This window comes from Aldersonia kunmingensis, assembly GCF_001646865.1.
Classification (GTDB): domain Bacteria; phylum Actinomycetota; class Actinomycetes; order Mycobacteriales; family Mycobacteriaceae; genus Aldersonia; species Aldersonia kunmingensis.
This window is the reverse complement of sequence record NZ_LRRB01000117.1, coordinates 15869-36150: the sequence shown is the minus strand read 5'-3', so window position 1 is coordinate 36150 and position 20282 is coordinate 15869. Positions and strand designations below refer to the sequence as shown.

Below are 20282 nucleotides of genomic sequence, written 5' to 3'. Positions count from 1 at the left end.
GAACTCGCCGCGGTCCTCCGCGAGGTCGATCGCGCTGGGGCTGGTGCCGACGATCGGCACGCCCGCGGCCTCGAGGCGACGTGCGAGGCCGAGCGGGGTCTGCCCGCCGAGCTGCACGATGACACCGGCGACGGTCCCCGATTCCGACTCCGCGCGGTACACCTCGAGCACGTCCTCGAAGGTCAGCGGCTCGAAGTACAGCCGGTCGGCGGTGTCGTAGTCGGTGGAGACGGTCTCCGGGTTGCAGTTGACCATCACGGTCTCGTAGCCCGCCTCGGACAGCGTCAGCGCCGCGTGCACACACGAGTAGTCGAACTCGATGCCCTGACCGATGCGGTTGGGGCCCGAGCCGAGGATGAGCACCTTCGGCTTGTCCCGCTGCTCGGCGACCTCGGACTCGGCCGCGGGGTCGAGCTCATAGGTCGAGTAGTGGTACGGCGTACGCGCCTCGAACTCGGCGGCACAGGTATCGACGGTCTTGAAGACCGGGTGGATACCGAGCTTCCCGCGCAGATCGCGCACCGCGTCCTCGGTGCCGAGTTCGGGTCGTAGCGCGGCGATCTGGCGATCGGACAGGCCGTGGTACTTGGCCTGCCGCAGCAGCTGCTCGTCGAGCTCGGGTGCGTCGTGGACGACGTTGCCCAGCTCGTGGATCTGCCGGATCTGGTCGAGGAACCACGGGTCGATCTTGGTCGCCTCGAACAGCTGCTCGTCCGTCGCGCCCCAGCTCATCGCGCGCTCGATGCCGTACAGCCGACCGTCGTGCGGGACCGTCAGCTCTTCGAGCAACGCGTCGAGGTCGCCCTTCTCCGACTGCGCGTCGGTCCAGAAACCGGCGGCCTTCGTCTCCAGCGAGCGCATCACCTTGCCGAGCGCCTCGGTGAAGTTGCGGCCGATGGCCATCGCTTCGCCGACCGACTTCATCGTGGTGGTCAGCGTCGCGTCGGCGCCCGGGAACTTCTCGAACGCGAAGCGCGGTGCCTTCACGACGACGTAGTCGAGCGTCGGCTCGAAGCAGGCCGGCGTCTCCTTGGTGATGTCGTTGATGATCTCGTCGAGCGTGTAGCCGATCGCCAGCTTGGCGGCCATCTTCGCGATCGGGTACCCGGTCGCCTTCGACGCGAGGGCCGAGGACCGCGAGACTCGCGGATTCATTTCGATGACGACGAGACGCCCGTCGCGCGGGTCCATCGCGAACTGGATGTTGCAGCCGCCGGTGTCGACGCCGACCTCGCGCAGGATCGCGATCGAAAGGTCGCGCATTTCCTGGTACTCGCGGTCGGTCAGCGTCATCGCCGGGGCGACCGTCACCGAGTCGCCGGTGTGCACACCGACCGGGTCGACGTTCTCGATCGAGCAGATGATCACGACATTGTCGCGACCATCGCGCATCAGCTCGAGCTCGTATTCCTTCCAGCCGAGGATGGATTCCTCGATGAGCACATTCGCGGTCGGCGAGGCCGCGAGGCCACCGCCGGCGATCCGCTCGAGATCCTCGTCGTTGTACGCCATGCCGGATCCGAGCCCGCCCATCGTGAACGACGGGCGCACCACGACCGGGTAACCGAGCTCTTCGACCGTGTCGCGCACCTCGTCCATGGAGAAGCAGACGCGCGAACGCGCAGACTCGCCACCGACCTTGGCGACGATGTCCTTGAACTTCTGCCGGTCCTCGCCGCGCTGAATGGCGTCGAAGTCGGCGCCGATGAGCTCGACGTCGTACTTCTCGAGGATGCCCTGCTCGTGCAGCGCGACCGCGGTGTTGAGCGCGGTCTGCCCACCCAAGGTGGCGAGCACGGCGTCGATCTTGTTGCCCCGCTCGGCCTCCCGGGCGATGACCTTCTCCACGAAGTCGGCCGTGATCGGCTCGACGTAGGTGGAGTCGGCGAATTCCGGGTCGGTCATGATCGTCGCCGGGTTGGAGTTCACCAGCGATACACGCATGCCCTCGGCCCGCAGCACGCGGCAGGCCTGGGTGCCCGAGTAGTCGAACTCGCAGGCCTGACCGATCACGATCGGCCCCGAGCCGATCACGAGGATGTGGTTGATATCAGTGCGGCGTGGCATTACTTATCGCCCTCCAGCAGGCCCGAGAACCGGTCGAAAAGGTATGCGGCGTCGTGCGGTCCGGCGGCCGCCTCCGGGTGGTACTGCACCGAGAACGCGCGGCCGTCGACCAGGCGCACGCCCTCGACCACTCCGTCGTTCGCGCAGGTGTGGCTGACTTCAGCGCGACCGAACGGGGTGTCGAACTGCTCCCCCGCCTCGCCTTCAAGCGCGAAGCCGTGGTTCTGGGCGGTGATCGCGATGCGGCCCGTCGCGTGTTCGATGACCGGGACGTTGATGCCGCGGTGGCCGAACTTCAGCTTGTAGGTGTTGCGGCCGAGCGCACGGCCAAGGATTTGATTACCGAAGCAGATGCCGAACAGCGGCAGCCCCGCATTCAGCACCTCCTGGGTCAGCGCGACAGCCCCTCCGGCGGTGGCCGGGTCGCCCGGGCCGTTGGACAGGAACACGCCGTCCGGCTTCAGCTCCTGCACCTGATCGAACGTGGTGTTCGCGGGAAGCACGTGTACCCGGATGCCGCGCTCGGCGAACATCCGCGGGGTGTTCGTCTTGATGCCGAGGTCGATGGCGGCGACGGTGAAGCGCGGCGTGCCGGTCGGCTCGATGATGTAGCCGGACTTCGTGGTGACCTCGCTGGCGAGGTCCGCCCCGAGCATCGAGGGCTGGCCGTTCACCTTGGCAAGCAGGTCCTCGGTGCCCGCGAGGGCGTCGCCGGAGAAGATGCCCGCCTTCATCGAGCCGCGGGTACGCAGGTGCCGCACGACGGCACGGGTGTCGATGCCCGCGATGCCGACGATGTCCTGGCGCACCAGTTCGTCGGTGAGCGAACCGGTAGCTCGCCAGCTCGACACGGTCCGTGAGGGGTCGCGCACGGCGTAGCCGGCCACCCAGATCTGGGAGGACTCGTCGTCCTCGTCGTTCCAGCCGGTGTTGCCGATCTGCGGCGCGGTGGACACCACGATCTGGCGGTGATAGCTCGGGTCGGTGAGCGTCTCCTGGTAACCGGTCATGCCCGTGCTGAACACCGCCTCACCGAGGGTCTCGCCGACGGCACCGAACGAGGTGCCGCGGTAAACCTTTCCGTCCTCCAGTACCAGGGCTGCTGGTATGGCGCTCACGCGCTCACTCCGTTCTGATCAATCCAATTGGGATAAACCGATTTGTCGTCGCCGCGGAAACCGGTATCGATCTCGGTTCCGGTCGGCAACTGCCAGCGCACCACAAGTACGCCGTCTTTCGTCATGACTTTTCCGGCAAGACCGCGCTCGGTTCGCACCGCGCGGATGGTGTCCTGCGGGATCCAGATCGTGCTCGCGCCCGATCGCTCGAGCAGGATGCCCTTCTCGAAGCGCGTGATTGTGGACGCCGCGCGATGGCCGAGGTCGCCGACCGCAATCCGGTCCTGCCAGCTCGGCGCGATCGTGCTGCCCACATACAGCCCGGTGGTCGGCTCGACTGTCTGCGCACCGAGATCGTCGGGCATGGCGGGCAGTTCACCGATCTGGGGAGCCTGCCGAGCGGCACGCTTGCGCCAGCCGCGGTACATCAGCCCGATCAGCACAACCCACAGGAGGACGAGCCCGATCACCCACAGCACCCGCTCCACTACGCGCTCACCCCCGTACCTCCGGGTCGCTCGGCAGGCTGCGCTCCCGCCTTGCCGTCACGAGCGGTGACCTTGCCCCGCAGGAAGGTGGCCACTACCCGCGCGGGAAGGGTCATCGCTTCGTACGGGGTGTTGCTCGAGATGCTCGCGAGTTCCGGTCCGCTGACGGTCCACGTGGCATCCGGGTCGATGAGCGCGAGGTTTGCCGGTTCGCCGACCGCGATCGGACGGCCCTGATCGGTGAGCTCAACGATCTCCGCCGGCCGCTCGCTCATCACCCGAGCAACACCGCGCCAGTCGAGCAGGCCCGTTTCGACCATCGATGCGACAACCACCGACAGGGCGGTCTCCAGACCGAGCATGCCGGGGCGGGCCTTGGCGAACTCGTGGCACTTGTCCTGTTCGGCGTGCGGCGCGTGATCGGTGGCGACACAGTCGATGACACCCTCGGCGAGCGCGTGGCGCAGCGCCTCGGCGTCCGATGTCTCGCGCAGCGGCGGGTTGACTCGGTTCACCGGGTCGTACGTCTCGAGCCGGTTGTCGTCGAGCAGCAGGTGATGCGGTGTCACCTCGGCGGTGATCTTGATGCCGAGGCTCTTGGCCCAGCGCATCAGTTCGACGGTGCCGGCGGTCGAGGCATGGCAGACGTGCACGCGCGCACCGGCATCGCGAGCGAGCAGCGCATCGCGGGCAACGATGGCTTCCTCGGCAGCACGCGGCCAGCCGGCCAGGCCGAGCCGGGCCGCGTTCGGGCCCTCGTGCGCAACCGCGCCTGCGGTGAGCCGGGGCTCCTCCGCGTGCTGGGCGACGAGTACACCGAGCGAGTTCGCGTATTCCAGAGCGCGGCGCATGATTAGCGGATCGTGGACGCAGTGCCCGTCGTCGGAGAACATCCGAACCCCGGCGACACCGCTGGCCATGGTGCCCATCTCGGCGAGCTGCTTGCCTTCGAGACCGACGGTGACTGCTCCGACCGGGTAGACGTCGACGAGGCCGACCTCCTGCCCGCGCCGCCAGACGTGGTCGGTGACGACCACAGAGTCGGCGACCGGGTTGGTATTCGCCATCGCGAACACCGCGGTGTAACCGCCCAGCGCTGCCGCGGCCGAACCGGTTTCGATGGTCTCGGTGTCCTCGCGGCCGGGCTCGCGCAGGTGTGTGTGCAGGTCGACAAAACCGGGCAGCAGGATCTTGCCCGCGCCGTCGATCACCGTGGCGTCACCCGCGTCGATGCCGGTGCCGATCTGGGCGATTTCTTCGTCGGCGAGCAGCACGTCGACCGGCTCGCCCTCGCCGTAGAGCCGCACATTCTGGATCAGGATGCTCATGCGACGGCCTCGTCCGTACCGACCAGCAGCGTGAACAGCACAGCCATGCGCATGTGCACTCCATTCGTAACCTGTTGCAGCACAGCCGCCTTCGATGAATCGGCGACCGCCGATGCGATTTCCATGCCGCGCAGCATCGGGCCCGGGTGCAGGACCACGGCGTGGTCGGCCAGCAACCCCATCCGCCGCTCGGACAGGCCGTAGTTCACCGAGTACTCGCGCGCGGACGGGAAGAACCCGCCGTTCATCCGTTCGGCCTGCACTCGCAGCATCAGCACCGCGTCGGCGGCCGGCAGTTCGGCGTCGATCGAATGGGATACGCGCACCGGCCAGCTTTCGACGCCGATCGGCAGCAGCGTTTGCGGCGCGACCAGCACGACCTCCGCGCCGAGTTCGGCGAGCAGGAACGCGTTCGAACGCGCGACCCGGCTGTGCAGGATGTCGCCGACGATCGCGATCCGTTTGCCCTCGATAGTGCCCAGCCGCTGCCGTAGCGTGAGCGCGTCGAGCAGCGCCTGGGTCGGATGCTCGTGCGTGCCGTCGCCCGCATTGATCACCGCGGGTACCGAGCCATCGGTCGCTCCGCGGGCTCCGCTCCTGTCGGCCGCTGCCTCCAGCCAGTTCGCGATCTGATGCGCCGCACCGGAAGCCGGGTGGCGCACGATCAGCGCGTCGGCACCCGCCGCGTGCAGGGTCATCGCGGTGTCGCGCAGCGACTCGCCCTTCGCCACCGACGAACTGCTGGCGCTGACATTGATGACGTCGGCGCTCATCCACTTGCCGGCGACCTCGAACGAAACGCGGGTGCGGGTCGAGTTCTCGAAGAACACCGTCATGACGGTGCGACCACGCAGCGTCGGCAGCTTGCGAATCTCGCGTCCGAGCAACGCCTGTTCGAACCGCTCCGCCTCATCGAGCAGTTCGGTCGCGCTCGCGCGGTCGAGATCGGTAACCGAGAGCAGGTGCCTCATTGCGCACCACCCTGGAACAACTGCACTCCGTCGACACCATCCTGTTCGACCAGCAGTACGGACACGTCTTCCGAGCGCGCGGTCGGGACGTTCTTTCCGACGTAGTCGGCGCGGATCGGCAGTTCGCGGTGGCCCCGGTCGACCAGGACGGCGAGCTGCACGGCGCGGGGGCGGCCGAGATCGCGCAGCGCGTCGAGCGCGGCGCGGGTGGAGCGACCGGAGAAGAGGACGTCGTCGACGAGCACGACCAGCGCGTCCTCGACCCCGCCTTCGGGCACCGAAGTGCGCTCGAGGGGTCGGTGCGGCTTGGTGCGCAAGTCGTCGCGATAGAGCGTGATGTCGAGAGAACCGACCGCGGGACGGATGCCGGAGAACTCGGCGATCTTGTCGGCAAGCCGGACGGCGAGCGTGCTGCCGCGGGTGGGAATGCCGACGAGGACGACTCGCGGCGTATTGGGATCATCCGAATCGAGCGCAGTCTTCTCGATGATCTGATGCGCGATGCGCGCAATCGTGCGCGAAACATCGGATGCAGAAAGCAGTTCGCGCGCCGCCTCGGACTCGTGACGGCGATGATGGGGCACCCGTTCCTCGGGCACGCTCATACCGCGGACCTCCTTCTCCGCCTCACTGGACGGGTCGTTAAAGGATGTCTTACGGCTCGAAATCCTAGCAGCGACGACGCATCGCTTCGGACGCCGGGCCTGTGACCTCGACCGATTGTGACGTACGCCGCGCCGGGATTGTCGCCTCCGCTACGAAGGAGCTGTGCGGATCCGGTTTCCGGGCGAGCAGGCCATCGAAGCCCCGCGCTACTGGATCGAGGCCCTCGGCCCGCACGCAGGACACAACAAAGGAACCCGGGCGAATCTCGTTGGATTCGCCCGGGTTCCGTCGTATCTACGCGGTTTGCTACGCAGCAGCCTTGGCCAGACCCGGCTGCATGAGGTTCAGCACGTACGGCACCGACAGCGGCGTGGGCGTGTTGAGCCCCGTCACCGCGATGATGTCGAGATTCGAGACCGCACCCTTCTGCACTGCCGGCAGGGTGTCGTACCCGGGCAGCTTCTGGTAGGCGCCGTCCATACCCGGCATCGCGCTGGTTACGAGGAAGTCCGAGTTGAGCTCGCCAACTCGCTCCGGCGACAGGCCGATACGGCCCTGGGCGCCCGCCTCGGCGACCATCTTCGGCGGAATGACCATGCCGAGCTGCTGGAAGATCTTGCTCGAGCCGTCATTCGGGTCCGCGAGGACCATCAGCTGGGTCGGGCTCGCCAGCATGCTGGTGAGGAAGGTCTTACCCCTCAGGCCCGGGTTCGCCTGCGCGAATGCCTCGATCTGCCCGTTCACGTCGGCGACCACCTTTTCGGCCTCGGACTCCTTGTCCAGGATCCGGCCGAGGGTCTGCACCTGCTTGTCCCACGGGTCGACCTGAGCAGGCGTGAGCGAACCGACCGTCGGCGCGATCTGCGAAAGCTTCTCGTACTTCGGCTTGTCCACCAGGAAGTTCGGCACCAGGATCAGGTCCGGGTTCAGCGCCGCAACCTGCTCGATGATGTCGCCGGCCGGGTTGATCACCGTGGCCTTCGCCAGGCTCTCAGGCTCCCACGGGATCGGCGCCCCGCCGGTCAGGACGCTCGCGGCGGCGGCGTAGCCGACCGGTTCGATGCCGAGCGACTCCGCGGCGTCCAGCCACTGATCGCCGAGCGCGACAACTCGCTCCGGCGTCTTGTCGATCTCCGTAGACCCAAGAGTGTGCTCGATGACGACCGTCGCCTGAGCGCCCGACGCCTCATCGCTGTCATCGGAACTACATCCGACGGCGGTGAGCGCCAGCCCACTCGCCACCGCTGCGATTGCGACGCTGCGCAAACCGCGCCGGAAGGTCTTACCTGGCTGCATCACTTCTCCTCATGGCTGGCGGGTGGCCACTTCGCCACCCCGAACGCAGCATAAGGGTTGCCTAACCTGTGTCGCTAGACCGTGCCTGATCTTGTTTCCTGCCGATGCGGATCAGCACCCGTCCGTCACGGCCGGGGCCACAGAGCGCGACGATCACCGCAGCGACGGCGAGGATGACGCACATTCCGATGGCCGAGGCGTTCATAGCCTCCATGAATCCCGACTTCGCCAGGACCTCGAGCTGTTCACCGAGCGGCCCGATCTGAGGTGCGATATGCATTGCGGCGGCAAGTGAACTCGCGGCCGGCTCGCGGACTTGTTCGGGGAATTCCGCGAGTTTCGGCGTCACCGCGCCGGCATAGCGCGCCGCGAGGAGTGAACCCGCGACTGCGATACCAAGCGCCGCACCGATCTCCCGGGTGGAGTCGTTGACTGCCGACGCGACGCCTTGCTTGTCGTCGCTTACCGACGCCATGATCGCCGCGGTCGCAGGCGTCATCGTCAATCCAAGACCCACGGCGATGATCAACTGCGGCCACACCGATTCCAGATAAGTGGAGTCCATCTCGAGTGTCATGAGCGTGGCAAAACCGACCGCCTGCAGCGCGAGGCCGGTGCCGAGCAGCAGTCGTAACCCGAACCGGGGCACCATCAATGGCGATATCACGCCAAGTACCGCGATCGGGAAAATTTGCGGGCCGAGCGCCAGGCCTGCGAGCAACGGCGAGTAGCCCAGCACCATTTGGATGTACTGAACGATGAGGTAGAACAGGCCGAACGTGGAGAACGACAGCGCGGTCACCGCGATGACGGCGCTGGTGAAGGTGGCGTTCCGGAACAGGCGGACGTCCAGCAGTGGATACCGGCGACGCAGTTCCAGCACACCGAACAACGCACCGCCCGCCAAACCCGCCGCAATCGTGGAGTAGACGAACGGGTCGGTCCAGCCCTTCAGCGGCGCCTCGACCACGCCGAGCACAAGGAGCGCGACGGAAGCGCAGATGAGGATCGAGCCCGGCACGTCGATCGGTGTCGAATTGGGGTCACGCGAGGTCGAGATTGTGCAGGACACGACAAACGTCACCAGCCCGATTGCGCTGAGCGCCCAGAAGATGGACTGCCAGCCCCAATATTCGAGCAGCACACCGGATCCGAGCAAGACGACGATTGACGATGACCCGCCGACGCCGGACCAGATGCCGATCGCCCGCGCGCGTTTCTCGGGTGGAAACGCCGTGGTGATCAGCGACAGCGTGGCGGGCATGACCAATGCGGCGCCCAGTCCTGCGATCGCGCGGGCGACGATCAGTTGCTCGGGACTGCTGATCGCCACGGGCGCCAGTGACGCTGCCATGAAAATCGCCAGGCCGAGAATCAGCGCACCCCGGCGACCGAAACGGTCGCCCAGCGCGCCGGCCGGGAGAACTGCACCCGCGAGCACCACCGTGTACGAGTCCACGATCCAGGTGAGCTGCGACTGTGTGGCCGATGTTTGCACCGCAATATCGGCAAGCGCGCTGTTGAGCGCGACCGTCGTGCCGATGACCAGGGAAACGCCGAGGGTGCTGGCGACCAAGGTCCGCCGTGCGTCCTTGGACATCCCCTCGGATGTGTCCGCTTTTGCGACCTCCGCCGCTGGGCTTACCCCCTGATCATACATACAGACACCATACGTATGACCGGATGATTTGCCCACGCGCCTCGGCGGGTGAGCTGGCGCACAAAACGGCCTATCGCTCGTGGCACGATGAGCAGATGCGGACCAGAGGGTGGCAGGGTCGCGCCCCGAGCTCAGACGACGAGGCGCGTGAGCGCATCGTGTCGGCGGCCCGCCAGTGCGTGGATCGATACGGCGCGGGCAAGACGACTCTTGCCGACGTCGCCACCGAGCTCGGCATCACCCGGCAGACCGTCTACCGGTACTTCAACGGAATGCCGGCAATTCTCTACGCGGTCGGACATGCGGACGCGGCAACGTTTCTCGACGAAATGACCAGCCACGTCGCGGGATACACGGACCCCGGTGAGATATTGGTCGAATCGATTGTCTTCACCGTCCAGACAGTCCCGGGCAATAGCTACACCGGCCTGCTCTTGCAGGTCGGTGAGTCGCAACTGTTCGCACGCGGCGCGACCTCGTCCACGTCAATGGAATTCGCACAGAACATCGTTCGCCGGTTGCCCATCGACTGGGATCAGACGCCGCTGTCCGGGCACGAGCTCGACAACCTCACCGAACTCCTACTGCGCCTGGTTGTTTCATTCCTCGAGCACCCGCCTGAACCGCCTCGGTCGGGCGAGGAACTGCGCGAGTTTCTGCGCGGCGTGATCCGGCCGATGCTCGCACCGCGCGCCAATACCGAATCCGCGCAGTCGGTTTCAACGAACGGCAGATGACAGTTCACACCGTCGGCGTTGACCTCGCCGCCGAACCCGCGCGTACCGCGCTGGCGGTGATCGAATGGTCTGCGAGTTCGGCGCGGTTGACCGACGTCCGGGTGAATGTGTCCGACGCCGATATTGTCGCCTGCGCTGCTGGAGCGGCACGCGTCGGGATCGACTCCCCCTTCGGCTGGCCGGATGCGTTCGTCGACTTCGTGACCGCGCATCACCGCGGCGATCCGCCCGCGGTGTCTTTGCAGACGCGCGAGCAGCGTCGGCCGCTGACGAAACGACATACCGACCTCGTTGTGGCGAAGCGGACCGGGCTCATGCCGCTGAGCGTGTCGGCCGATCTGATCGGGCACGTCGCCCTGCGATGCGCGGGGTTGCTCGAGCAACTGGCGGTCACCAATCGCGCCGACGGATGGGCGGTCGAGGTGTATCCCGTTGCGGGGCTGAAGCTCTGGGGACTACCGTTTCGCGGCAAGTCCACCGCCGTCGGCTTGACCGGGATGGTCGCGGCGCTTCGCGAAGCTGCGCCGTGGCTCGATCTGGGTTCTTTCGTCGAGCTGGTGACCGAGCAGCACGATGCCTTCGATGCGGTGATCGCGGCACTGCTGGCTCGGGCGGTGGAGTGCGGAGCGACGTATGGCCCCGAGCCTGACGAACTGGCGGTGGCGCGGCGCGAGGGCTGGGTGCACGTGCCATCCGGGTCGCTGGCGGCCCTGGTAGGTCACGCCGGGCCGACAGCACCGATCTCGTAGCGCCGGACTTCGGCATCGAGGATCTGGGACTCCTGCTCGGCCGGCGGACCCGAGCCCCGGAACTCCATCAGCGACGCTTCGTCGGTCCACCGCTCGTAGACGGTGATTCGGCCGGGATCGACGATGTCGGCGGCGATCGCGAAGTCCAGGCACCCAGGAGCTGCCCGCGCGGCACGCACCACCTCGACACAACCGGCCACATAGTCGTCGCGCTCGGCCGAATCGACGCGGATCCAACCGCTGATGATCAGGCCGGTCTCCCCTGGCTCGCTCATGGCTTCACCGTAAGCCGCGACCGCATTGTCGCGGACGCGCTTATGGTCGAAGTGTGTCCCATGTATTGCCCGACGCCCACGTTGCCGCCGCGAACGACCTGACCGCGCGATGGTGTTCCGCCGCGGGTAGCGGCGAGTTCGTGCTGTCCGGGGCCGGACTCTGGCCGCTACTCGCGCTGCTGGCGTCCAGCGCGGATGGTTTGGCACGTGAAGAGCTGGCCGCGGCGTGCGGGATTTCTGCCGAGACCGGGCGGGAGGCTGCACTCGAGGTGCTGGAGTTGCTGTCCCGCGGGGGTGCGACGTCGGCGGCACTCGGCGTCTGGGTCCGCGCCGGCCTGCCGCTGCACGACGAATGGGTCGCCGCTTTGCCCCCGGGCGTGCTGGAGCAATTAGCTGGACAGGCGCGGCTCGACGAGTGGGCGGCCGAGCACACGCGCGGCATGATCGAACGCTTTCCTTTGCAGGTCCGGCCTAGTGACGTCATGGTCTTAGCGACCGCGCTCGCGGCGAAGACGGAGTGGGTCGACGCGTTCGGCGAGGGGAAGGTGCTGAACCGCTCGACCTCGGATTTGGATGACGTGGCCGTATTGGATTCGCCGTCGCCTGTGACCCGGATGATCGTTCGGGGCCGGGACGATCTCGATGTGCACTTGGTACAGGGCGTGGACGCTCTCGGCGTCGGCATCACCGCGCTGGCTGGCGGAGTTGCGGCGCGCGCTGGCAGCGAGTTAACGGATGGGACGCGTGCGCCGGGGCTGAAGGTGCGCGCGGGCACCGCGGACGCCGACTCGCTACGAGTCTCGTTGCCGCCGTTCACTATTCGCTCGTCCCATGACTTGAGCAGGCATGCGGAGTTGTTCGGCCTCGCGGCAGCGATGGATGACAGCCATGGCCACTTCCCCGCGATCAGCCCGGAGCCGCTGGCGATCAGCCAGGGCGCCCAGGACGTGTACGCGCAATTCTCGGCAACGGGCTTCGAAGCCGCCGCGGTGACCGCGCTCGCGATGCGCCTCGCCGGCGCCTTCATCCCGAAGCTCAAGCGGGTGAAGATCATCGAGGCGAAATTCGAGCCGCCATTCGGATTCATTGCCGTGCATCGCCCGAGCGGGCTTGTTGTTGTGGCCGGCCAGGTCGGGGCTTAGGGAGGCACGCGTGGAGACACTCGGCTCACGCGAGGTATATGCGAACCCGTGGATGACCGTCCGCGAGGACGACGTCCGCCGCGACGACGGCTCGCTGGGCATCTACGGTGTGGTCGACAAACCCCACTTCGCCCTGGTCATCCCACTCGACGGCGGCCGAGTGCACCTGGTCGAACAATTCCGCTACCCAGTCGGTGCGAGGCGCTGGGAGTTCCCGCAGGGCACCGCCCCGGATCGCTTGGAGGTTGATCCCGCGGAGTTGGCGGCGCGTGAACTGCGCGAGGAGACAGGGTTGCAGGCTGGTCGGATGGAGAAGCTCGGCGAGATCGACGTCGCGCCGGGGATGTCGAGTCAGCGGGGATCTGTGTTCCTGGCGACCGAACTGGTCGAGGGGCCGCACGAGCGGGAGGAGACCGAGCAGGACATGCGGACTGCTTGGTTCTCGCGGGCGGAGTTCGAGGCGATGGTGCGGGGTGGGCAGGTTTGTGACGCGCAAAGTTTGGCGGCGTGGGTGCTGTTGGGGTTGTCGGAGAAGATCCGATAGTTCCAAAGCCTCGTAGCGACAATCCGTAGGTGTCTCACCCGTCGAGCCGCCTCCCCCGAGTGACTCGAGATAGCTGTAACAAAAAGTGCCCCAGGCGTTAAGAGACTCTCGATGCCCGTCGGGGACCAGGCAATCCGATCATGGGGTACTGGTCAACGAACTTGAATGGAGGATCTGCCCGGTATGGCTAGCAACAACGGCTGGGACGCAAGCGCACGTACGAAGAGCTTCCGTGACCACACTTCCCTCATATTCCCGGAGAACCCGGAGAGCGAAGACGAGCGTTGGCGCGTTGTGTTCGTCACGGAAGACCATGTCGGAGAGGCCTACTCGTCCCGCCAGTACTGGGCCTCGCGACTCCTGGCGAAAGCGATGGGCGTAAGCGGGCACAAGGTCGACGACCTTCCGGCGGACGCGACGGCGCGAATCCGCATAACCAAGCTTTCGACTGATTGGGAATCCACCTCCGCAACCGGAGCCTGATCGCGTCATCGGAAAGGGGCCGGGCGCGTCGATCTGCGCTCGGCACCATCCGGTCAGGTACCCGTCGGTGCATTCGCCGACGTGGTCGTCGAATTGCCAGAAGTCCTGCCCAAAGCTCTCAACTCCGTAATCGACAGAAGCGGGCCGCGAGGCCACAACGCGACCCCGACAGGCGCATCTCACCGCCGCCGATCCGGTGCAATCCGAGCACACCGACCTCGTGTTGAATATCGGAATGCTCGACGGCCTCCAGATGCTCTTAAACCTCGCCAGCGGCCACCGCGTCGCCGAAGACCGGCAGACGACCCACACCACGATCGACGATCGCACGCACCGTGGGCTGCGTCGTTATGGCACCGCGGCCCAGCTCGACGCCGCACGTGCCGTCGGCACGCCCCCGGTCCTGCTGGTGCCGCCGCTGGCGGTCTCGGCTCGGTGCTACGACCTCGCCCCCGATATGTCCCTGGTCGCGCATCTCCTCGACACCGGGCGCATCCCCTATGTTGTCGACTTCGGCGAAATGACCTACGCCGACCGCCACCTCGGGTTCGAGCACTTCTTCGACGACATCGTTCCGGGGGCCATCCGCGCCGTGCTCGATGACCACGGCGCCGGCGAGGTGGATCTGATCGGGTGGAGCTTGGGTGGCACGATCGCGCTGATGACGGCCGCGGCGCGGGCTGACCTCCCGGTGCGCTCGATCACCGCGATCGGAACACCGCTCGACTACAACCGAATCGCCGGATACCCGCTGGCAAAGCGACTCACCAAACCAACCGGCGGCAAGGCCGTCACCCTCGCGCTCCGCGCGACGGGCGGCATCCCGGCGCCGCTGGTCCGCATCGCCTACCGCGCCACCGCGTGGCAGCGTGAACTGCGCAAGCCGCAGTACATCCTGCGCAACGCCGAAAACCTCGACGCGCTGGCCCGCATGCAGGTCATCGATCGATTTCAGGAGACCATGCCGGGATACCCGGGCAAGGTGTCCGAACAGATGTGGGAAAACCTCATCTACCGCGACGAAATCGCCCGCGGCGTACTCCAGTTCGGTGACCGCGTGGTCGACCTCACGTCCATCACGGCGCCGATCCAGCTTTTCGGCACCCACCGCGACGCCATCGTCAGCTGGCCGGCGGTACACCACGGCGTCGACCTCTTCGCGGCGTCCGAGCGAGTCGAGTTCACCACCGTCGAAACGAGCCACCTTGGCCTGCTCGCCGGTACAGATGCCAGCTCGTTCACCTGGCCGCGGATTGGCGAATTCCTCGCTTCATTCGACCGCGTCATCGCATTCGCCGACGCGTAGCAGCGACTAAGAAGGAGAAACGTGAGCGTAGATGTCCAGCTGATCGACGAGAAGTTCCACTACGAGGCCGAGGATGACGGCAGTGTGAGCTTTGCAGACGGGGAGCACGAAACCGGCGACACCGTCATCTATGGCTACAGCATCTCCGTGGCCGGGGTATTGACAATCACTGCAACAGGATTCGCCGACGACGGACATAGGTTCTCGTTCACCTACTACGAATTCGGTCCCTCCGCCTGGGCCAATGTGTTCGGCACCGAGCAAACGCGAATCAAGGAACTCGACGACCTCGAACTTCGCGCGTTGATCTCCGAAGCGGAATCCGTCGAAGCCGACACGGACACTGAGGTCGATGATGCGACCGAGGCAGAATTTGAAGGCGAGCCAGCGCTGGGCTGACGCGGCTGGTGAGCTACGGAAGTGGTTGAGCCATCAGTCGGTTTGCCGCTCACACCGGCAGTGTCGGCGAATGAGCACTCCGCCACGCTGACGGCGAAACCCCCCGTGTCCGCTTGAACGACCGGCTGAACCCCTCGTCCGAATCGTACCCAACGGCGTGCGCAATCTTCGACACCGGATCGGTCGTATCAGCCAATAACACCTCGGCGAGATGCAGCCGCCACTCGGTCAAGTACCGAATCGGCGCGCGCTTCAATATCTTTCGGAACCGGCTGTCGAGAAGCGACCGCGACACAGCGCATTCAGAGGCCAGGTCCGCCACTGTCCACCGCCGCCGCGGATCGGCGTGCAACTTCGCCATGGCGGGGCCGACGATCGGATCATGCAGGGCGGCAAGCCAGCCACCCGCGGCAGGCGTCGTTGCCAGGTGAATGCCGAGTACCTCGGTCAGTAAGAGTTCCGGCAGTCGCGCTGCCACCGGATCCGTGCGCAGTCCGGCCGAGGCGGCGAGCGCGAAATCGATGCTGGCCGAGACCCATTGGGCCGCTGGGCCGGCCGGTGGGTGGACCACGAAGATATCCGGAAACGCGCGCATACGCGGATCGAGAAGCAAGTCCTCGCTATGCAGGTATCCGCATATCACGTCGGTTCGGGCCCCGCCGCTCCCATGCCGAAGCACCGGCATCTCGCTCCAGGGTGGCGGGGTAAGGAAAGTGCGCAGGTCGACAATGTCGGATACCGACTCGCCACCCATGAGGTGCTGGTCCCCATACGGGATGACGATGACATCGCCCGCCTCGGCCCAGTGCTTCTCGCCAGCCGGGAGCGAGATCCAACACCGCCCGGACGCGACGAGGTGGAATAGGACGAGTCGCTCCGCGCTCGGCATCAACATCGCGGCCGTCGTCGGGCCATCGACGGAACGGTAGGCCCACGGATCGGTGTATTCGGCACGCAGAAAGATGGAGCCCGATACGCGTAGATTCGCGAGCGTTTCGCGTAGAACGCCCGAATTGTCGTCAATCGTCATCTGAATCATGGCGTTTCGGTCACCCAGTGCGGTGCACCGGTCATGGTCAGCATAGGCCGCTCCAATCACGATTGAACTGTCAACAAATACACGTCCCACCGGGACGAAAAGATCGGAGTAGAACGATGCCGAAGTACCTTATCGAGCGGCCAATCCCCGGAGTCGGCAAAATGAGCGCCGATCAACTCCAGGCCGCAGCGCGGAAGTCCAACGAAGTGCTCGACGGCATGGCCGGGCGGGCGCAATGGATTCAGTCGTATGTCTCGGACGACACACTCATGTGCGTATACATCGCCGACGACGAGGACGCTGTTCGCGAGCACGCGGAGACCAGCGGGTTCCTCTACGACAAGCTGTACCAGGTGCACGGGATCATCGACCCGACCACGGGCGAAGGCTGATCGCCGCCCGCGACGCAGCTCAGCAACCGGAGCTCCCCGCCGAACCCAGTAGGTCGGTGACCTCGCACCACCAAGGTTTCGGCGGGGGCGGGACGCCCGGTGCTCCGCCCCCTTGAAGCACGATCCACTCCCCCGACACCTGCACGGGACGCGGCGGCAACGGCTTCGTTGCGGGTCCGACGGCCACGCTGCCATCGAGGTTGAACTTGCTGCCATGGCAGGGACAGTTGATCTTCCCGCCGGTGAACGAATCCACCGCACAGCCCAAATGCGTACACACCGAGGACATTCCGCGGAAATCGCCCGGACTGGGCTGAGTCACCACGACATCGCCGACAATCACGCCGGCACCGACAGGTACGTCCGCCACTCGCGCGACCGCGCTGCCCGGTTTCGTCGCCGGCGGTTGCTGCGCCGGCTGTTGCGACTGCGGTTGTTGGACGGCAGGGGCTGGGCCGCCGCCCGCCACGATCCAATCGCCCTGGACGCTGACCGCCCGCGGGGCCAACCCCGACACGGCGGGTCCGTCCGCAACCGAGCCATCGAGGTTGAACTTGCTGCCATGACACGGGCAGTTGATCGTCCCGCCCGACACCGAGTTCACCGCGCAGCCCGCATGCGGACAGACCACCGAGAAACCCTGGTAAATACCGCGATTCGGCTGCGTCACTACGACACTGCCGGCGATCACCCCGGCCCCGACGGGAACCGCGGACGCCCGGGCCACCGCACCGGGCGGCGCCGACGCATCGGTGACCGGTTGCTGGACCTCCGGCTCCTCGGCTTGCCGCTCTACCTGCGCGGGTGGCCCACTGCCCGCGACGATCCAGTCTCCCTGCACACTGACCGGACGCGGCGCCAACCCCGACACGGCCGGGCCCACCGCGACCGAGCCATCGAGATTGAATTCGCTACCGTGGCAAGGACATAGGACCCTGCCGCCGGAAACCTCGTTCACCGCACAGCCCTGGTGCGGGCATACCACCGAGAATCCGTCGAAATCACCAGGATTGGGCTGCGTCACCACGACATCGCCGGTGATGACGCCCGATCCGACCGGAACATCCGCGGCGCGGGCCACCGCACCCGGAGGGCGTCCCGCAGGCGGAGGTTGAGCGGCTTCGGCAGACGACGACGGCGCCGCTCCTGACGATGATGTCGACGCGCTCGTCCCCGACGGAGACTTCGGCTCGCTACCGGTGCACGCGGCCACCGCAGCGGCTCCCGCAATTGCCCCCGCGCCGACCACAACGGTCCGGCGCGAAATGATGGGTCCGTCGATATCCATGCCGACTCCCGCAGGTCTCGGACTACTCCGTGATGATCACGAAGCAGCCGCCCTGCGGGTTCGACAGGCGCTACTCGGCGGTGTCCGGGGCTTCCGGCGCGCTCAGCGTTGCCGCTGCAGCCGCACGAACCTGAGGCGCGACGAGCACGATCTGTCCGAGCACGCCGTTGATGAAGCCTGGCGACTCGTCGGTGGACAGCTCCTTGGCCAGCTCGACGGCCTCGTCCACCGCGACAACGGGTGGAACGTCGGTGGCGTGGAAAAGCTCCCAGACCGCGATGCGCAGGATCGCGCGGTCGACCGCGGGTAGGCGGTCCAGCGCCCAGTCCTGCAGGTACGACTCGATGGTGTTGTCGATCCGGTCGAGGTCGTCGGCGACGCCGTTCAGAATCGTCGCGGCGTACGGCTGAACGCGCGGGATCGTGTCGTCATCGGCCGCGAGCTCGACCCGCTCGGTGACCAGCACCGCCGGGTCGATATCTCGCGCCTCGGCCTCGAAGAGGAGGTCGCAAGCTCGCTTGCGCGCCTTGTGCCGGGCGCCGAGCTTCTTCTGGGTGCCCGACAACGTGCGTCCCTCCGCCTTGTTTCTCGCAGCCTCGTCCCGCACGCTCAGTTGTTCACGCGGCCGAGGTAGTTCCCGTCGCGGGAGTCGACCTTCAGCTTGTCGCCGGTGTTGATGAACAGTGGCACGTTGATCTCGGCGCCGGTCTCGAGCGTCGCTGGCTTGGTGCCACCGGTCGAGCGATCGCCCTGCAGGCCCGGATCGGTGTGCTGAACCACGAGCTCGACCGTCACCGGCAGCTCCACGTACAGCGGCGCGCCCTCGTGGGTCGCGACCTGCACGGTCATGTTCTCGAGCAGGAAGCGGGCACCGTCACCGATGACCTGCTCGCTGACCGAGATCTGATCGAAGGTCTCGCCGTCCATGAACACGTAGTCCGTGCCGTCGTGGTAGAGGTAGGTCATATCGCGGCGGTCGACGGTGGCGGTCTCCACCTTCACACCGGCGTTGAAGGTCTTGTCGACGGTCTTACCGGAGAGCACGTTCTTCAGCTTGGTGCGCACGAAGGCGGGGCCCTTGCCCGGCTTCACGTGCTGAAACTCGATGATCTGCTGAAGGTTGCCGTCGATCTTCAGCACGAGGCCGTTCTTGAAATCGCTGGTGTCCGCCACTTGAGTTGCCTGTCTTTCGTTCGTCTTTGTCGTCTCAGACGACGGTCAGTTCCTTGCTGGTGAGGGTCAGCAGCTCGGGACCCTCATCGCGCACCACGAGTGTGTCCTCGATCCGAACGCCTCCACGTCCGGAGAAGTACACGCCGGGCTCCACGGTCACGACCGCGCCGGAAAGAAGTGTACCGGTCGCGGCCTTGCCGATTCCCGGCGCTTCGTGGATCTCGAGCCCCACCCCGTGACCGAGGCCGTGCAGGAACAGATCGCCGTGGCCTGCGGCGTCGATGAGATCGCGGGCGGCGGCGTCGACTTCGGCGACCGCGGCACCGGGTCGCAGCGCCGCTCGGCCCGCCGCCTGCGCGCGAGCCACGAGCTCGTACACGTCGCGTTGCCAGTCCGCCACGGTCTCGAGCACGAACGTGCGGGTCATATCGGAGTGGTAGCCGCGCAGCGTCGCACCGAAGTCGAGCTTGACGAAATCACCCGTCGCGAGGACGGCTTCCGTCGGGCGGTGATGCGGAATCGCCGAGTTCGACCCGGCCGCGACGATTGTCTCGAACGAAATGCCGTCGGCGCCGTGCTCGAGCATCAGGAACTCCAACTCGCGCGCGACCTCACGTTCCGACCGTCCCGGCCGCAGCCCGCCGTTCTCGATCAGTTGGCTCAACGCTGCGTCGGCGGCGGCACACGCACCGCGCAGGAGCGCGACCTCCTGCTCATCCTTGACCATTCGCAGCTGCTCGATCAGCCCCGGCAACCGCACCAGTTCGATATTCCCGGCCGCATCTGCGTAGGCGCGGTGCTGATCGACGGTGACGACATGGCTCTCGAAGCCGAGGCGGCGCGCGCCGTTGCCTCCGGCGAGCTCGATCAGCCGGGTCCCGACCGCGCGCGTGATCTCCGCTTTGAGGTCCGGCACCTGCTCCGCGACCTGGGTCAGATACCGCCCATCGGTACTGATGATGGTTCGAGCCTCGTCCTCGCTGTCCTCGGTCGCCACAAGCAGCGCGGCGTTGGAACCGGTGAAACCGGTGAGGTAGCGAACGTTGAGCAGGTTTGTGACCAGCAGCGCGTCGGCATTTCGGTCGGCCAGCAGCGCTCGCAGGGCTTGGCGGCGGCGGCGATGGTCGTCGGGCATGAACATCAACCTACCGCCGGGTCCGGAGCCGAGTGACGCATCGCCAGAGGGTGAACTTCCTGTGGGGTCTGCCACAGGGGGTGGGT

Annotated in this window: 22 protein-coding genes; 8 read left to right on the top strand and 14 right to left on the bottom strand. The window is 66.4% G+C overall.

Features of this window, described 5'->3' with window-relative positions:
* The 8 genes from carB to A8G08_RS09445 all read right to left on the bottom strand — a co-directional run.
* The coding region (gene carB, locus A8G08_RS09480) for a carbamoyl-phosphate synthase large subunit (protein ID WP_068273143.1) at positions 1-2067 on the bottom strand (2067 nt) is incomplete at its 3' end.
* Positions 2067-3185 (bottom strand): glutamine-hydrolyzing carbamoyl-phosphate synthase small subunit, encoded by a 1119-nt coding sequence (carA, locus tag A8G08_RS09475; RefSeq protein ID WP_068273142.1) that lies wholly within the window; start codon positions 3183-3185, stop codon positions 2067-2069. The genes carB and carA, both read right to left, overlap by 1 nt.
* Positions 3182-3673: a PH-like domain-containing protein gene (locus tag A8G08_RS09470; RefSeq protein WP_068273140.1), complete on the bottom strand. Its 492-nt coding sequence runs from the start codon at positions 3671-3673 to the stop codon at positions 3182-3184. Before A8G08_RS09470 ends, carA begins: the two co-directional genes overlap by 4 nt.
* The gene (locus A8G08_RS09465) at positions 3673-5001 is read right to left on the bottom strand and encodes a dihydroorotase (RefSeq protein WP_068273138.1); all 1329 of its coding nucleotides are present in this window, start codon (positions 4999-5001) and stop codon (positions 3673-3675) included. Before A8G08_RS09465 ends, A8G08_RS09470 begins: the two co-directional genes overlap by 1 nt.
* Positions 4998-5972, bottom strand: coding sequence for an aspartate carbamoyltransferase catalytic subunit (locus A8G08_RS09460; RefSeq protein ID WP_068273136.1), 975 nt, complete (start codon positions 5970-5972; stop codon positions 4998-5000). Before A8G08_RS09460 ends, A8G08_RS09465 begins: the two co-directional genes overlap by 4 nt.
* Positions 5969-6577: a bifunctional pyr operon transcriptional regulator/uracil phosphoribosyltransferase PyrR gene (gene pyrR, locus A8G08_RS09455; RefSeq protein ID WP_068273135.1), complete on the bottom strand. Its 609-nt coding sequence runs from the start codon at positions 6575-6577 to the stop codon at positions 5969-5971. Before pyrR ends, A8G08_RS09460 begins: the two co-directional genes overlap by 4 nt.
* 307 nt (positions 6578-6884) lie before the next feature.
* Entirely contained in the window at positions 6885-7874 is a 990-nt protein-coding gene (locus tag A8G08_RS09450; RefSeq protein WP_084436069.1) for an ABC transporter substrate-binding protein, read from the bottom strand.
* Positions 7875-7935: 61 nt separating this feature from the next.
* A complete protein-coding gene (locus tag A8G08_RS09445; protein ID WP_068273133.1) occupies positions 7936-9534 on the bottom strand; it encodes an MFS transporter in 1599 nt (532 codons plus the stop codon).
* A gap of 95 nt (positions 9535-9629) precedes the next feature.
* On the opposite strand from A8G08_RS09445, the gene A8G08_RS09440 reads away from it, so the two are divergent.
* Positions 9630-10271: a TetR/AcrR family transcriptional regulator gene (locus A8G08_RS09440; RefSeq protein ID WP_068273131.1), complete on the top strand. Its 642-nt coding sequence runs from the start codon at positions 9630-9632 to the stop codon at positions 10269-10271.
* Positions 10268-11020, top strand: a complete 753-nt coding sequence (locus A8G08_RS09435; protein ID WP_068273129.1) for a DUF429 domain-containing protein — start codon at positions 10268-10270, stop codon at positions 11018-11020. Before A8G08_RS09440 ends, A8G08_RS09435 begins: the two co-directional genes overlap by 4 nt.
* On the opposite strand, the gene A8G08_RS09430 is transcribed toward A8G08_RS09435, so the two are convergent.
* A complete protein-coding gene (locus A8G08_RS09430) occupies positions 10990-11295 on the bottom strand; it encodes a putative quinol monooxygenase (RefSeq protein ID WP_068273127.1) in 306 nt (101 codons plus the stop codon). The genes A8G08_RS09435 and A8G08_RS09430 overlap by 31 nt on opposite strands.
* A 53-nt stretch (positions 11296-11348) precedes the next feature.
* On the opposite strand from A8G08_RS09430, the gene A8G08_RS09425 reads away from it, so the two are divergent.
* The 5 genes from A8G08_RS09425 (at position 11349) to A8G08_RS09405 (ending at position 15169) form a co-directional block, all read left to right on the top strand.
* Complete coding sequence (locus A8G08_RS09425; RefSeq protein WP_068273125.1) at positions 11349-12437, top strand: serpin family protein; 1089 nt, start codon at positions 11349-11351, stop codon at positions 12435-12437.
* A 52-nt stretch (positions 12438-12489) separates the two neighbouring features.
* Positions 12490-12981: an NUDIX domain-containing protein gene (locus A8G08_RS09420; RefSeq protein WP_084436072.1), complete on the top strand. Its 492-nt coding sequence runs from the start codon at positions 12490-12492 to the stop codon at positions 12979-12981.
* Between the two features lie 183 nt (positions 12982-13164).
* Positions 13165-13464, top strand: a complete 300-nt coding sequence (locus A8G08_RS09415; protein ID WP_157108479.1) for a hypothetical protein — start codon at positions 13165-13167, stop codon at positions 13462-13464.
* Positions 13465-13693: 229 nt separating this feature from the next.
* Positions 13694-14770: an alpha/beta fold hydrolase gene (locus tag A8G08_RS09410; RefSeq protein ID WP_157108480.1), complete on the top strand. Its 1077-nt coding sequence runs from the start codon at positions 13694-13696 to the stop codon at positions 14768-14770.
* Positions 14771-14791: 21 nt separating this feature from the next.
* Complete coding sequence (locus A8G08_RS09405) at positions 14792-15169, top strand: hypothetical protein (protein WP_068273118.1); 378 nt, start codon at positions 14792-14794, stop codon at positions 15167-15169.
* A 49-nt stretch (positions 15170-15218) separates the two neighbouring features.
* Here A8G08_RS09405 and A8G08_RS09400 read toward each other — a convergent pair whose 3' ends face one another.
* Positions 15219-16199: an AraC family transcriptional regulator gene (locus A8G08_RS09400; RefSeq protein WP_068273150.1), complete on the bottom strand. Its 981-nt coding sequence runs from the start codon at positions 16197-16199 to the stop codon at positions 15219-15221.
* A gap of 125 nt (positions 16200-16324) precedes the next feature.
* Between A8G08_RS09400 and A8G08_RS09395 the strand changes: the two genes are divergently transcribed.
* Positions 16325-16600, top strand: a complete 276-nt coding sequence (locus A8G08_RS09395) for a DUF4242 domain-containing protein (protein WP_068273116.1) — start codon at positions 16325-16327, stop codon at positions 16598-16600.
* A gap of 19 nt (positions 16601-16619) precedes the next feature.
* Here A8G08_RS09395 and A8G08_RS28435 read toward each other — a convergent pair whose 3' ends face one another.
* The 4 genes from A8G08_RS28435 to A8G08_RS09375 form a co-directional block, all read right to left on the bottom strand.
* Positions 16620-17888: a Rieske 2Fe-2S domain-containing protein gene (locus A8G08_RS28435; RefSeq protein WP_425394545.1), complete on the bottom strand. Its 1269-nt coding sequence runs from the start codon at positions 17886-17888 to the stop codon at positions 16620-16622.
* Positions 17889-17958: 70 nt separating this feature from the next.
* Positions 17959-18453 carry a transcription antitermination factor NusB gene (nusB, locus tag A8G08_RS09385; protein ID WP_068273148.1) on the bottom strand — a complete coding sequence of 165 codons (495 nt, stop codon included), beginning with the start codon at positions 18451-18453 and terminating at the stop codon, positions 17959-17961.
* Positions 18454-18497: 44 nt separating this feature from the next.
* Complete coding sequence (efp, locus tag A8G08_RS09380; RefSeq protein ID WP_068273112.1) at positions 18498-19061, bottom strand: elongation factor P; 564 nt, start codon at positions 19059-19061, stop codon at positions 18498-18500.
* 34 nt (positions 19062-19095) lie between these two features.
* Positions 19096-20196 (bottom strand): M24 family metallopeptidase, encoded by a 1101-nt coding sequence (locus A8G08_RS09375; RefSeq protein WP_068273147.1) that lies wholly within the window; start codon positions 20194-20196, stop codon positions 19096-19098.
* Between the last annotated feature and the right edge of the window lie 86 nt (positions 20197-20282).

Bases quoted from the DNA above. Each gene is read 5' to 3' on its own strand.
- pyrR (WP_068273135.1), bottom strand. From the start codon at position 6,577: ATGAGCGTGCCCGAGGAACGGGTGCCCCATCATCGCCGTCACGAGTCC.
- A8G08_RS09460 (WP_068273136.1), bottom strand. From the start codon at position 5,972: ATGAGGCACCTGCTCTCGGTTACCGATCTCGACCGCGCGAGCGCGACC.
- A8G08_RS09445 (WP_068273133.1), bottom strand. From the start codon at position 9,534: ATGTATGATCAGGGGGTAAGCCCAGCGGCGGAGGTCGCAAAAGCGGAC.
- A8G08_RS28435 (WP_425394545.1), bottom strand. From the start codon at position 17,888: ATGGATATCGACGGACCCATCATTTCGCGCCGGACCGTTGTGGTCGGC.
- A8G08_RS09435 (WP_068273129.1), top strand. From the start codon at position 10,268: ATGACAGTTCACACCGTCGGCGTTGACCTCGCCGCCGAACCCGCGCGT.
- A8G08_RS09415 (WP_157108479.1), top strand. From the start codon at position 13,165: ATGGCTAGCAACAACGGCTGGGACGCAAGCGCACGTACGAAGAGCTTC.
- A8G08_RS09395 (WP_068273116.1), top strand. From the start codon at position 16,325: ATGCCGAAGTACCTTATCGAGCGGCCAATCCCCGGAGTCGGCAAAATG.
- A8G08_RS09465 (WP_068273138.1), bottom strand. From the start codon at position 5,001: ATGAGCATCCTGATCCAGAATGTGCGGCTCTACGGCGAGGGCGAGCCG.
- A8G08_RS09420 (WP_084436072.1), top strand. From the start codon at position 12,490: ATGACCGTCCGCGAGGACGACGTCCGCCGCGACGACGGCTCGCTGGGC.
- A8G08_RS09375 (WP_068273147.1), bottom strand. From the start codon at position 20,196: ATGCCCGACGACCATCGCCGCCGCCGCCAAGCCCTGCGAGCGCTGCTG.
- A8G08_RS09400 (WP_068273150.1), bottom strand. From the start codon at position 16,199: ATGACGATTGACGACAATTCGGGCGTTCTACGCGAAACGCTCGCGAAT.
- A8G08_RS09450 (WP_084436069.1), bottom strand. From the start codon at position 7,874: ATGCAGCCAGGTAAGACCTTCCGGCGCGGTTTGCGCAGCGTCGCAATC.
- A8G08_RS09430 (WP_068273127.1), bottom strand. From the start codon at position 11,295: ATGAGCGAGCCAGGGGAGACCGGCCTGATCATCAGCGGTTGGATCCGC.
- A8G08_RS09440 (WP_068273131.1), top strand. From the start codon at position 9,630: ATGCGGACCAGAGGGTGGCAGGGTCGCGCCCCGAGCTCAGACGACGAG.